This window comes from Treponema sp. UBA7567, from assembly GCF_002476655.1.
Taxonomy (GTDB): Bacteria; Spirochaetota; Spirochaetia; order Treponematales; family Treponemataceae; genus Treponema_D.
On record NZ_DLLH01000049.1, the window covers coordinates 84,374 to 97,409 of the forward strand.

11 protein-coding genes and 1 pseudogene are annotated in these 13,036 nt (G+C 36.3%); 7 read left to right on the forward strand and 5 right to left on the reverse strand.

All coding sequences use genetic code 11. The annotated features are described in order from the left end of the window. Positions 1-75 precede the first annotated feature (75 nt). Positions 76-3,246, reverse strand: a complete 3,171-nt coding sequence (locus tag B3Y13_RS06465; RefSeq protein WP_296693443.1) for an efflux RND transporter permease subunit — start codon at positions 3,244-3,246, stop codon at positions 76-78. 481 nt (positions 3,247-3,727) lie between these two features. Between B3Y13_RS06465 and B3Y13_RS06470 the strand changes: the two genes are divergently transcribed. Next, positions 3,728-4,120 carry an ArsR/SmtB family transcription factor gene (locus B3Y13_RS06470; RefSeq protein WP_296668466.1) on the forward strand — a complete coding sequence of 131 codons (393 nt, stop codon included), beginning with the start codon at positions 3,728-3,730 and terminating at the stop codon, positions 4,118-4,120. Positions 4,121-4,291: 171 nt separating this feature from the next. Here the strand turns inward: B3Y13_RS06470 and B3Y13_RS06475 are convergent, their stop codons facing one another. The 3 genes from B3Y13_RS06475 to B3Y13_RS06485 all read right to left on the reverse strand — a co-directional run bounded on the left by B3Y13_RS06475 (position 4,292) and on the right by B3Y13_RS06485 (position 6,206). Continuing rightward, a complete protein-coding gene (locus B3Y13_RS06475; RefSeq protein WP_296693447.1) occupies positions 4,292-5,074 on the reverse strand; it encodes an acyl-[acyl-carrier-protein] thioesterase in 783 nt (260 codons plus the stop codon). Positions 5,075-5,160: 86 nt separating this feature from the next. Further along, entirely contained in the window at positions 5,161-5,529 is a 369-nt protein-coding gene (locus tag B3Y13_RS06480; protein WP_296693450.1) for a hypothetical protein, read from the reverse strand. A gap of 77 nt (positions 5,530-5,606) precedes the next feature. Next, positions 5,607-6,206 carry a hypothetical protein gene (locus B3Y13_RS06485; RefSeq protein WP_078930686.1) on the reverse strand — a complete coding sequence of 200 codons (600 nt, stop codon included), beginning with the start codon at positions 6,204-6,206 and terminating at the stop codon, positions 5,607-5,609. Between the two features lie 272 nt (positions 6,207-6,478). Here B3Y13_RS06485 and B3Y13_RS06490 point away from each other — a divergent pair, with 272 nt between their 5' ends. From B3Y13_RS06490 to uvrB, 6 genes and pseudogenes are all read left to right on the forward strand, one after another. Then, positions 6,479-7,093, forward strand: coding sequence for a hypothetical protein (locus B3Y13_RS06490; RefSeq protein ID WP_296668434.1), 615 nt, complete (start codon positions 6,479-6,481; stop codon positions 7,091-7,093). A gap of 251 nt (positions 7,094-7,344) precedes the next feature. Continuing rightward, positions 7,345-8,760 carry a hypothetical protein gene (locus B3Y13_RS06495; RefSeq protein WP_296693453.1) on the forward strand — a complete coding sequence of 472 codons (1,416 nt, stop codon included), beginning with the start codon at positions 7,345-7,347 and terminating at the stop codon, positions 8,758-8,760. 71 nt (positions 8,761-8,831) lie between these two features. Next, complete coding sequence (locus B3Y13_RS06500; RefSeq protein WP_296693455.1) at positions 8,832-9,128, forward strand: hypothetical protein; 297 nt, start codon at positions 8,832-8,834, stop codon at positions 9,126-9,128. A 166-nt stretch (positions 9,129-9,294) separates the two neighbouring features. Then, entirely contained in the window at positions 9,295-9,648 is a 354-nt protein-coding gene (locus B3Y13_RS06505) for a hypothetical protein (protein ID WP_296668428.1), read from the forward strand. 7 nt (positions 9,649-9,655) lie between these two features. Beyond that, positions 9,656-10,534, forward strand: a complete 879-nt coding sequence (locus B3Y13_RS06510; RefSeq protein ID WP_296693457.1) for an omptin family outer membrane protease — start codon at positions 9,656-9,658, stop codon at positions 10,532-10,534. A gap of 119 nt (positions 10,535-10,653) precedes the next feature. Continuing rightward, positions 10,654-12,646 (forward strand): annotated as a pseudogene (uvrB, locus tag B3Y13_RS06515) (excinuclease ABC subunit UvrB). Between the two features lie 122 nt (positions 12,647-12,768). Here the strand turns inward: uvrB and rpmB are convergent. Further along, a complete protein-coding gene (gene rpmB / locus B3Y13_RS06520) occupies positions 12,769-12,999 on the reverse strand; it encodes a 50S ribosomal protein L28 (protein ID WP_296023253.1) in 231 nt (76 codons plus the stop codon). Between the last annotated feature and the right edge of the window lie 37 nt (positions 13,000-13,036).

Sequence of the window (13,036 nt, forward strand, 5' to 3'; positions counted from 1 at the left end):
AAAGATAAAAACAGACGCCATTTTCGTCTGTTTTTATCTTACACTCCCATTTACTGCATTCTTGCAGATTAGTTTTTATTTTTTTTCTTCAGATTCTTCAATCAAATCTTCGGCAGCACCCAAATCCTCTGTCGGCTCCACTTTTGGGCGAGAGAATTTCGGATCAAAGTTTGTCAAGAATCCCGGAAGAATTGTCATTGCAAGCATTGAGCTTGTAAACATTACGATTGCAACCAAAATTCCAATATAGCGCAAAACCATAAATCTTGAAAGGCACAAAACCAAGAATCCAAGACCAACGGCAAGTGCATTCGTCAAAATTCCGCTTCCGCTCGATTTAAATGTGCGTCTTGCAGCGGCATGAACATCAGTTGTCTTTGCGCGTTCCATTCTGTAAGTTTCAAGGAAGTGAATCGTGTAGTCAATTCCAATTCCGACCGCAACAGAAGCAATAATTGAAGTAACAAGGTCAAGGCTAATTCCCAAAGTTCCCATCGTCCAGTAGTTGAGCAAAATTGTAAGAGAAAGAGGAACGGCTCCCAAAAGCCCTGCCAAAACCGAACGGAACGAGATTGCAATCACAACGAAAACGCTCAAAAGCGAGATTATCAAGCTCTGAATCTGGCTTGAGAAAACCATTTCTGTCATTACAGTTTCAAGTTCCCCCTTTCCAGTAAACGAAATTGTGTAGCCTTCCGGGAAGTGGTTTTTTGCATAAGAATTACATTCGCGGATTACTTTTTCAATGTCGCTGCTTGAATTAGAACGAGAGACAAGCTGAACACGCAATCTGTTCGGGTTCAAGACATTTTCGTTCTGAGGATCATTTGCCCAGCGTCCCAAAGTTTCCTTGTCAGAAAGCATCGAAAGGAAGTTTCCAACAATGTTTTTTAGAGCCGCATGCTGCTTATAGCCGTATTTAGCCTCATCAAAAGGAATTTCGTAATAATCCGTTCCTTTGTAATTCAATTTTTTCTCAAGAACTTTTACAACATCGTCAAGAGAAGCGTTTTTTCCGCCCGCCTCTGCATAAGCAGAAGTCAAAAGCTTAAATCCTTCATCAACTGTAAGAGTGCTGTTGAGTTTTTTTACATATTCAACGTTCGGGTCAACATAGTCTGGAAGCATTTCATCTTCATCAGAAGAATCAGCAGCGTCAAATCCGCCGAAATCGGAATTCGTATCAAATCCAAAATCTGAACCTGAATCAAAATCGAAATCCGAGCCGGAATCAAAGTCAAAGTCAGAATTGAAATCGCCTGAGCCGGCCTCTCCGCTTGAAGAGCCAGAAGAAACAGCGACAGCCTCCGCGCTTGGAGCGTGAAGAACCTGGTTCATTCGCTTGATTAAGGTCGGGAACGAAACTATTTTTCCGATATAAGGGAATTTGCTCTGAATGTTTTCCTGAAGACCGTCAACCGCCTCAAGAATATCAGGATCTTTCATAGAACCTTCAACAAGCGCAAAATGACGTCCATCAGATTTTTTGATGATATTTCCGTTCACGTCGAGGAATTTTCCATCTTTGTTCATAACCGGGATTCCGTTCTCATCAAGGAAGTTTCCGTTTTCATCAGTAACTTTCGGACCGTCAACCAGCATAAAAATCAAGTTTGTTCCAGCAAATCTTTCGTCAACATAATCAATATCCTGACGCAACTGAGAATCCGGCGGGAAATAGTTAATCATTGAAGACTCGATTTTTACCTTGCGCACACCAAAAACAGAAACCACAACAAGGAAAATCATAAACACAAACATTCTTGGGCGCGAACCGCAGAAGAAAAGGAAGATGTTATATAAAGTGTCTTTGCGTTCATTTCCGCGCTTAATAATGTGCTTTTTTGCTTTTTTTGAAAGTTTCATTATCAATTTTGATTTCTGGCCAATTCTTTTTACAGGCTTTATCATCAAAACTGCTGGAATAAATGTTTCCGCAAAAATCCATGAAAGCGCGATTCCAACTGCGGTAAAGATTGAGAAACTGTGAAGCGGCCCCATCGGACTCAAAATCAAAGAAATAAATCCGATTACAGTTGTAATTGCAGCAAGAAAAACCGCAGTGCTGCAACCAGCAACACCTTTCAAAATAATATCTTTGTGACTTTCTTTTGTAATTTCAACGCCGTTAGCTTTTGCCTCGTCAAGAGCGATATAATAATGCGTCATGACGTGAATTCCGTACGCGGAACCGCAGGCAATCAAAGCAACAGGAATTACACTTGAAACAATCGTGAATGTAAATCCAAAAACAGCCATAAGACCACAAGTACAGGCAGTCGCAAGCAAAACAGTAACAAGCGGCAAAAGAGTTCCGTCCAAAGTTTTAAGACTTGCAAACAAAGTCAAAAGAACAACGATTGAAACAAGAGGAATCAAGTTCGTCAAATCCGAAGTCATGTAATCCATAAAGTTTTCAGAAACAACAGGATCGCCAAAGAAAATAACTTTAAGATTTGTGCCTTTTGTATATTTAAGGGCAATCTCTTTTACTTTAGCGAGAGTTTCGGCCTCAAGGTCAGATTCAGATATTTGAGTTTTTGCAGCCTCATTTATAGTTTCGGCAAGGGAAGCAAGCTCTTGTTCAGACAAACCTTCAATAGAGGAAAGCTTTCCGGTCTTCTGAGCCTTTTTAAACTCCTCAAAAGTCTTGATTCCGGCATTTGCAAGGGCATCAACCTGAGAAGCAGACAAAGAACTCAAATATGCGATTTCGCCAGGGTGATTGTTTGTAACAAGCGTAATCTGCATTTGAGCCGCTTTGTTGTCGTCCGAAATAATCGAACGTGTATACATTTCGTCCCAATCAGTAAGATTTTGTTTAAGATCATTTACCTGAGCCTGAGTCAAAAGAGGAAGGTATCCGTTTTCATCGCGCTCTGCACTGATAATGTTTCCAGCAGTAAGGGCACCGTCAACATCCTCAATAAAGTCAATTTTTGTAAGAGAATCAATTCTATCAACCCAAGGAAGGTTTTCCACATCCGTAGAAATATGGTCAATAATCTGCAAATTCTCCGGAGTAATAATTGTTCCCTTATCTGTTTCAAGAGAAACTCCGATTACAACAGTGCTTCCAAACCGATCCTCCGAATCAATCAAACGCTGATAAGATTCATGCTTTTGAGGAAAATACAATCTGGTCGAGTTATCCATCTTAATATCTTTAAGCTGGAATGCAAGCAGACCTGTAACAAGAAAAGTTGTTACAATAATAAGCCATGGATGCTTAAATAAACGATTCATTAAATAAATCCTCCTTCTGTTAAATACACAATAAATTCAGCACAGCTTTTAATTATGCCAATATGCTAAGTTTTGTTTATAAGTTTAAGAAATTAAACGCATAAACAAAATATAATCTCTTTAATTTCAAACGTCAATAAAATATATTTTTTTTTACTATTTTTAACATTGAATAAAAAAAAATTATTTTTTCAATAAAAACTTCAATAAGCCCACGAAACTCTTCAATATAAACTCTAAATCAACTTTAAAATTTTTCAACATTAACTAAACTTTATAATAACAGCGTTCCAAAAAAATCACAATTTTCCTTTTTTTTCTTTTTTTTTCGTTTTCTTTCCACTTTTTTGACTCTCTTTATAAAAACTAATCATAAAACACTTTTTTACAATCAAAAGGAAACTCAAAAACTTGACAATTCGTCAAAGCGTTTATAAACTTAACCGATTAAACAAATAAACCAATAGAGGCACACATTTTGGTGAAAACCGACGAAACAGAATTTAAACAAAAAATCAGCATTATCCGCGACCAGTTTGAAGTCTGCACTCCTTACCTGACAACGTTAAGCGACCCTGTACGCCAAAAAATTCTCCTTATACTCGCAGAATCCGGCACAGACGGCATGGACGTTCAAGATATAACTGCAAAAATCAACCTTTCACGCCCGGCAATTTCGCACCATCTTAAAATTTTAAAAGACGCAGGCATGATAATCAGCCACAAAAAAGGCACTCAGGTTTACTATTTTATTTATATCTACAAAGCGCTAGACAAAATTATGAATTTGGTAAACACAGTTTTAAATCTCGTAAAAAACATAGACATGGAATCCATAAAAGAAAAAGCTCCATGGATGCTAAATTCACCTTAAAATTAGAATCAGTAATTTTTTTGGGGCCATGGGGCTTATCCAAGCCCCACCGGGTCTTCCGTACTTCCGCGTCGCAGCGCTCCATTCCAAAAAGAAAAACCTTTTTGGAACGCCTTCGGCGGTACTCCAGCCCCTTGTCCATCCGTTTTTACAGACAGGTAAATCAAAAAACTACCACAAAAGCTCGGCTTCAAAAGAAGTACCGCTTTCGGTTTTTCCAACCAGAATAATTTTCTTTGCTTCCCTGTCAATTTTTCCAAAAACCTGCACTTTTTGTCCAAGCATTGCCTCTTTAGCAAAGTTTATTCTGACATCTTTAAATTCAATTCCCTGAAATTCAGCAGGCAAAGCATCAACCGCAAAAGCCGCATACCTCGAATTGTTTGTGTGTCCGTTTGCATCCAAATCCGTATATCTTATAAAACGTTCGTCCAAAAGCACCGCGTCTTCAGGAATCTGGATTTTTCCATAAGGAAGACAGTCGTGCTCCATTTTTCTCAGGGTCGGCGTACGCAATCCCATTTCATCAAACTTTTTAATAGGCAAAATACGGCGATTATTCAAGTCAACCAAAAGCCATGCTGTTATTCCGCTAACAAGCTTTTCACCGTCCAGAGTTTCAATCTCAACAGCGCGCACAAACTGCAAAGCTTCGCTTTTTTCTTCCCAAGTGCGCACAACAATCCGCTGGTTTTCTTTCGGAAATTTATGAATCCTAAATGAATCTCTCGAAACAAGAATGGCAATTCCGTTTTTTGCCAGAGTTTCGCGGCTCATTCCGCGTCTTGCAAAATCTTCAACTGCAATATCTGAAGTAAGTTTTAAAAGTTCGTTAAGGCTTAAATTTTTATTTATATTGCACTGGCTAAAAAACACCATTGTTTCCCAGTTAAAAGACAAATCATCGTTAAAATACTGCCTGCTTTCTGTTTTCTGAGGAATTAAATCTGCCATTTTTCTATCTCCACTTTTGTAAAACTGCAATCAAGTATATCAAAATGACAAATCTTATAAAAGTGTCAAAAAAAATATAAAAAAAACTAATAACGTCCAGTCCCCCACAGCCAGCCGTCATCACGGCTTTCAAAAAACCAAAATTCCTTATTGTAAGTCATAATCGCAAAATTATATGCGCTAAGTTCCGAACCGACAGGAATTGCCATCAACTTTCTAAATCGTCCGGCTTTTAAGATTTTATCAAGATTTTTAACGCCGTAGAGCTCTTCGGCAAGATTTCTTCCTGTTTCCAAATCATTAAAACAGTAAAATGTCGAATATAAAACCGTTTTTCCCCAGGGCAATTCAACCTGAACGATTTTATATCCGCTTTTTTGTGCAAAAATTCCAGTTTGGCAAACAAAAAAAAGAAAAACAACAAAAGCTGAAAACCAAGAATTTTTTTTATTCATTTTATAATTCTAGCACAAAATATTTTTTCACAAAGAAAAAAAAGACCCGGACAAACAGCCGGGCCGTAAATAACAAACTAGAGTGATTTTCTGATCTCTTCGTTGTGTTTCTTTTCTCTAAAGTATTCAGGGATAAAGTAAACACCAGCGGCAATTGCGAGAACAGCAATTACTGCCATAAATACAGGAACAACCATATAAGGAGAAAGATCTCCAGTTCCTTTCAAAACAAACATCTGAACAAAAGCCCAGATGTGGGCAATTCCAAGAATAAATGCAAACACAGCCTTAGCCATAAAGTTTTTGATAAGGAAAGTAGCCAAAAGGAAGGCAATAAAAGCAACCTGAGCAAAAATAAAAGCGTTTACTTTTGAACCGTAAAGAGCGCCAGCAGGATCCCAAACGTAAGTAAAGAGGGAAATTGTTTTTTCGCCGTACAATGGATATTTTTCCTGTACAGATTTTTCCCAATCTTTAAATTCACCGTATTTAATCTCTGGCGGCCATGAACTTTTATCTTTTCCTGTAATTCCAACAGGAAGCTCAGCCCATGTTTTTCCCATATCTTCTACTTCAGAGTAAAGTTTTGCAGAGTTTGTAAAAGGAACAAACTGAGCAACGATAACTAAAAACAACAATACAAAAGAGATATAGTTGTATTTATTCAAGAATTTCATAAATATCCTCCAACAGATATATTCCAAGACAATGATACATTTTATCTAAACGTTTTGTTTTTTTCAAGAGAAACATTAGCTTAATTTAATTATAAAAGCATAATCTTGCGCTTTATCTAACAATCTGTTATAAAGACATTTAGAGGGAGGAAGTTAAAAAATGAAAACATAGTTATGAAACAAATTTTTACTCAGCAAAAAAAACATTTTTACAAATGCGATGATTAAGAGATATCGCTTTTCATTATATTTTTAATTAACAGGAGAAAGTTATGAAAAAAAATATCATTGTAACGGCAGTTTTTTCTGCCATTTTATTAGTATTAACAGAAACAGCTTGCTCTTTTGCTACACAAAAAGCATATTCCAACAACATTTCCGATATAAGTGATAAAATAAACTATCGCTCAATTTCTACAAAAGCCTATATGGGAGGTTCAATTCTTTACAATCCTAAAGATTTGTCAAACAGCCAGCTTTTACAAGGTATCTATATTGCAACTCGATTAGGAAAAGTTACAAAAAATGAAGTATCAAAAGACGATATTATTTATACAGATATCGAAAACGAAGCTTTATACGGATACATATACATTAATAATATAACTGAAAAATCTATAAATTTTTCTTATGTTGAATACTCCCAAAACGGAATAAAAAATACTGAAAAATCATTTAATCTCGAAGTAAATCAAAACGCAGACTTAAATGGAGACGGACTTGCAGACGTATCATACTCAAAACCCCTGACAAAAAGAGCAGGTCTTGAAAAAACACTTTGGCTTACATTCATAAGTAATCAAGAAAATCAATACACTAGCATGTTTTCAATTTTACCAGAACAATATACACACGTGGCGTTTATCCAGCAGGTCTATTCGGAATAAATCCTGACGGACAATTTATCGTAAGTAAATATGAAAACAATTCTTCTACACGCTCTGTTGTAAAAGGTCTTTCGGCTGGAGATTTTGTTCTTGACAATAAAACAGGAACATATCACAAAGTAAAAGGCAATACATCATATAAAAATGCAAGAAGCATAGATGAATCAGATCTCGAAACTGAAGATTCAATAGCAGATGTCAATTTTTATTTTACAGAAGAAGATTTCAGCACAGGTTATAGTGCTATCGAGTTGATTGAAACACTTCCTCTTGAAATTATAAATAAGTATGAACCAGTATCCTCAGAACTAGAGGCAGTTGTTACACTGAACAAAATACTTCTTCAAGAAAATTTTGTTCCACTTTGCATAAAAAACTTAAACTTAGAGATAGACAGTGAGTTTCAAGAAATTTTAGCTATTACAAATACTTTATCAGAATACGAACTTGTTTCGTTAAACAGAATGTTTATGAGTGACACATTTAAAGAAGTATGTCCTGCAATAGACTATAACTGCACAGATATTACAGATATTCTTCCTTTAGTTTCTGTTTATATCAATGCAACAGAAAATGAAGAAGAATCCGACACAAATGAAACAAGAAGTGTTTCTTCCTTGAGTTATAGACCAATTGAACTTTCTAATACAATAGGTGATACAAAAAATTTTAAAACAATAACAAATTTTGCAAATTGGAAAGATATAGAATTCTCTGGAAAAGCAGGATATAAATTAGCAACATCATATAATGAGTATATAGCAAGTACAAAAAATCTAGAGAACAAAGTAAATAGCTGTAAAAAAATCAAAATCGGTTTTTTATCAAAAAAAATAACAAATAACAAATTAGGAATCGGAAATTCCAATGCAGGAAACTTAACATTTGCAGAGTTAGATATTGAAACCAATTTATATTTAGGCGGACGCTTTACAATTTCATGGTCAAATTGCAAAGCAGACCTTTCTGCATATACAATGCTTTCTACCTATGCAAGAACATGTCTCAAATACGCATATTCAGCCTCACTGATTGGAGGAGAACAGAATATTTTCAACATAAACGGTTCTTTCTGCATAGGGCCTGTCCCATTTGTTTATGGACTAAGAGGGGACTATGACATTCCGTATTCAATAAATGGCGAAGTAAATTCAGACTATCTTTATGCAGGATTCACAGGTCTTGCAGGAGCAAATGTAAACGTCGGAGCAGATTACGGCTCTCGAAGAGTAAAATGGTTCAAAGTATGGCGTAAATGGATATATAGATATTCAATCTATTTTGAACCATATACAAAAACTTGCGATGCGCTCGCCGAATGTGCTTTTTTTGCTGGAATTGCAAATAGTTCAGAGAAAAATGGTTTGTCAATAACAGCATCTGTCAGCCCATATTTTGCGCTAACTCCTTATTTGGGGCTTGGGGTATCAGCAGGAAATATAAATATCAATCTTCCTGTAACAGAACAAGTATCAGCAGGAATTAATGTAAAGACTAATGGATCTATAGACGGTTTCTTTTCAAATAAGTTTAGTATAAAATTTGGAGGTGCTTTTGATTTGTCATTACCTATCGTCGGTCATAAATCTAAAAATTTTGGAAAATTTGAAATTTACAAAACACCTCAACAAAAGAGTACGTTTCCGATATTAACGATTAACCAATAAATTCAGGACTAACAACTATGAAAAAACGGTTATGTTTATTTATTATATATTTAATATCTTTATATTCACTGATGTCTTGCGATACAACGGAAGATTCTTTCAGAGCAAGTAACTGTTATCTTGAATCTGGAAACAAAATCATTCTGCACTATTTCGGATATTATGATAGTGTAGATTTTGAGTTATATCATTATGATCCCATGACAAATAAGAAAACAAAACATGAATTAGGTTCTATATTAAACAAACCGCTCAGCAGTTATCTTACTATATCATATAAAGGAGATATTCCTGCTGATTCGATTATAGAATTATACGTTTATATGGGTGCAGGACTTAAAGATATTGTTTCGGTAGAAAGAAAATAAGGCACATTTACGATTATGAAAAATTTTCATGCCCGCAAATTTATTAATTCCATTATAAAACTATAAACAAAGAGTATTCGGTTGTTTCTCAATTCGTTGCGAAACAACTTAAAAAAGTCAAGATTAAAAATGAAGTTTTAATCTTGACTTTTTATGGGAGCCAAAATTGAAAAAAAACTATACCATTTTATGTCTGCTAATTTTCTTTCTGTTTACCTCTTGTTACGAAATAGAAGAATTTGAGCCAGGAAACGCTTACTTTACAACAAACAATACACTTATATTGTATTATGACGGTAAATATAACAAGAACGATGTTCGTTTTGAACTGCATACGCTTAATTCATCTACAGAGGAAAGAAAATCTTTTTCCATTATTTCTATAGATAATGATAAAGAAAACAGCAAACTCATCATAAAATACGAGGATACAATTCCAACAGGTTTTGCTACAAAAATTTATATTTTTAAGTATGGAAAATACGAAACCGCTGTTACGGTAGAGTGGCCAAAATCATAAATTTTTTATGAAAAAATATTTGCTATTAATCCAATTCCTGCTTATGCCAGTGATTATTTCATATGCAGAAATTTTTACGCTTACAACGGCAGCAGGAATCAATACATTTTCTCAAAAAGAATATGTTTTTCAAAACGACTCAAAAGTAAGCGAACTTACCTGGGACTGTCCAATTATTCCATACATAGAATTAGGAGTTTTATCTCGACTACACAATTTTGAATTTAATTTGTCGTATGCAACTGTTATTCCTATAAAAAGTGGCACTCTTAAAGACTTAGATTTTAACAGTACTGATATTAGTCAGTATTCCAGTCATAACCTGTATGTTGATAAAAAATATGCTTTCACATTCCAAGCAGGATATAATTTCAGCTCTAAAAATTTATTTTTTTTCCCATTTGCAACGTTCTGCTACAAAAATCAAAAATTTTTTGGCAGAGACGGATATTATCAATACCCAGAAACAGGTATTTGGACAGGAAACGAAACTAAAACGAACTTAAAAGGCAATGTCATAAGTTATGAATCTGAATTCTTTATATTCGGAATTGGTCTCTCTACCGCGGTAACTTCAAAAAACTTCACCGTAAAACTAATCGGTGTACTAAACCCATACATAAAAGGGAATGCAATTGACAGTCATTACATGCGAAAAAAACAATTTTATGATTCATTTGATGGAAAGTTCGGATTTTCATTATCAAGTGAATTCTATTATAAAAAAATCTTTCTAAGACTCTCCTATAACCACATTCCATTATTAAAAGGAAGCACCGCTGACAATGTTATAGGAGTTTCCAATTCTGACTTCTTAGAGCAAAAAAATTTTCAAGGAGGAACTTGCTTAGATTCTTTCTCACTAAGTCTTGGTAGAAAAATATAACATTAGCTTAATTTAATTATAAAAGCATAATCTTGCGCTTTCCTCTTTTATCCTTCTTTCCCCATTGTTATTTTTTTAAGCTATTTCAAAACTCAAAGAATAGGCTGTATAATCAAGGCATGAGAAAATTCAAGGTAGTTGCTCCTTACGAGCCAAGCGGCGATCAGGGGCAGGCAATAGAAAAATTAAGCGAAGGCTTTTTGCGCGGCGACAGGTACCAGACGTTAAAGGGCGTTACTGGTTCTGGAAAAACCTTTACCATGGCAAAAATAATCGAAAAAGTTCAGCGTCCGACTCTCATCATCTCGCACAACAAGACGCTTTCCGCCCAGCTTTACCGGGAATTCAAATCTTTCTTTCCAGAAAATGCAGTCGAATATTTTGTTTCTTATTACGATTATTACCAGCCAGAAGCATACGTTCCTGCACGGGATTTGTACATAGAAAAAGATGCCGATGTAAACAAAGAAATTGACCAGCTTCGCCTAAAAGCAACATATTCCCTTATGGAAAGGCGCGATGTGATTGTTGTAGCTACAGTCAGCTGCATTTACGGTCTTGGCATGCCTGACCTCTACAAAGAAATGCGTGTTCATATCGAAAAAGGTGAATTTTTTGATACAAGGAAATTTGAACGGCAGATGACATCAATTCAATACCAGCGAAACGATATGGTTTTAGAGCGCGGAAATTTCCGTGTCAGAGGCGATGTTATCGAAGTTTTTCCTCCATATATGGAAACCGACACTGCATACAGAATTGAACTTGATTTTGACGAAATTTCTTCAATAAAGCGTTTTAATGTTCTCACCCGCGAAACCGAAGAAGAGTTGGACGAAATGCAATTTTATCCGTCAAAGCACTTCGTAGTACCGCAGAATGCGCTTTTAAAGGCTACAGACAGGATTCTCGAAGAAATGGCTGAACAGGTCAAAAAATTTCAGATTGAACAAAAACCTCTCGAGGCCGAAAGAATAAAAACCCGGACAACATACGACGTAGAAATGATGAAAGAAATGGGCTACTGTTCTGGAATCGAAAATTACTCAGGCCCAATTTCCGGCAGAAAACGCGGCGAACCGCCGGCAACTCTCCTGCATTATTTTCCAGACGACTTTTTGTGCCTGATTGACGAAGCCCACGTTACAGTTCCGCAAATTGNNCGAAGGCGACAGAAGCCGAAAACAAAATCTTATCGACTTCGGGTTCCGCCTGCCTTCCGCCCTCGACAACCGCCCTCTAAAATTTGACGAGTTTGAAAAAAAACTGAATCAAGTTATTTACGTAACGGCAACACCGCGCAAAGAAGAAATAAAACAGTCAACACAAGTTGTAGAACAGTTGATCCGCCCAACTGGACTTTTGGATCCAATAATCGAAGTCCGCCCGAGCGAAGGTCAAATGGAAGACATTTACAACGAAGTAAAAAAGCGCATTGAAAAACACGAGAGGAGCCTTATTCTTACGCTGACAAAAAAAATGGCGGAAGATTTGACGGACTATCTTCTTGGACTGAATTTAAAAGTAAAATATATTCACTCGGAAATCGACACTTTTGAGCGTGTTGAAATTCTAAAAAGCCTTAGATTGGGCGAAATCGACGTTTTAATTGGTATCAACCTTCTGCGCGAAGGAATCGACCTTCCAGAAGTAAGTTTTATCGCAATTCTCGATGCAGATAAAATTGGATTTTTGCGCTCGACAACATCTTTAATCCAGATTGTAGGCCGCGCTGCCCGCAATGAAAACGGAACGGTTGTAATGTACGCAGATGCAATCACGCCAGCAATCAAAGAAACCGTAGAAGAAACAAAACGCCGTCGTGCGATCCAGCAAAAATATAATGAAGAACACGGAATTACGCCTCACACTGTAAGCAAAACTGTTCAAGACATACTCGTACGTCAACAAAAAGATGCCGAGGAAACCGAAAAAATACAACTCGAAGTTCTAAAAAAGAGCGCGAACCTGTTCGACCCAAAACAGCGCAAAAAGTTAATCGAAGCCCTAAAAAAAGAAATGAGCGATTGTGCCGACCGGCTTGAATACGAACAAGCCGCCGCAATCCGCGATCAAATACAGGAAATCGAAGCAACTTACGGCAAAAAATAGAACTTAACAAAAACGTGCATAGCTGGTATCTGAAACTGAGCTGGCTAGCGCACGCAAAAAGTTCTCTAGACATAAAAAAAAACCGGCTCACGAAGAACCGGCTATTCAGAAAGATTCAATAATTATTCAGCTTTTGGCGCACCAGCATTTGCAGGAACAACATTGATTTTCTTTGTTACAAAACCACTGCGAAGACAGCGAGTGCAAACGTTCAAAGTGCGTGTTGTACCAGCGATTTCTGTCTTTACTTTAAGAAGATTTGGTCTCCAAATGCGGCGTGTGTGGTTGTATGATTTAGAAACTTTGTTACCTGTCATTGAACCTTTCAAGCAAACATCACAAACTCTTGACATAATATATACCTACCTCAAAATCAATTCAACGTGAGTT

Excerpts from the sequence above, each read along its gene's own strand:
- B3Y13_RS06500 (WP_296693455.1), top strand. The coding sequence starts at position 8,832 with ATGTCTTGCGATACAACGGAAGATTCTTTCAGAGCAAGTAACTGTTAT.
- rpmB (WP_296023253.1), bottom strand. The coding sequence starts at position 12,999 with ATGTCAAGAGTTTGTGATGTTTGCTTGAAAGGTTCAATGACAGGTAAC.
- B3Y13_RS06485 (WP_078930686.1), bottom strand. The coding sequence starts at position 6,206 with ATGAAATTCTTGAATAAATACAACTATATCTCTTTTGTATTGTTGTTT.
- B3Y13_RS06510 (WP_296693457.1), top strand. The coding sequence starts at position 9,656 with ATGAAAAAATATTTGCTATTAATCCAATTCCTGCTTATGCCAGTGATT.
- B3Y13_RS06475 (WP_296693447.1), bottom strand. The coding sequence starts at position 5,074 with ATGGCAGATTTAATTCCTCAGAAAACAGAAAGCAGGCAGTATTTTAAC.
- B3Y13_RS06490 (WP_296668434.1), top strand. The coding sequence starts at position 6,479 with ATGAAAAAAAATATCATTGTAACGGCAGTTTTTTCTGCCATTTTATTA.
- B3Y13_RS06480 (WP_296693450.1), bottom strand. The coding sequence starts at position 5,529 with ATGAATAAAAAAAATTCTTGGTTTTCAGCTTTTGTTGTTTTTCTTTTT.
- B3Y13_RS06465 (WP_296693443.1), bottom strand. The coding sequence starts at position 3,246 with ATGAATCGTTTATTTAAGCATCCATGGCTTATTATTGTAACAACTTTT.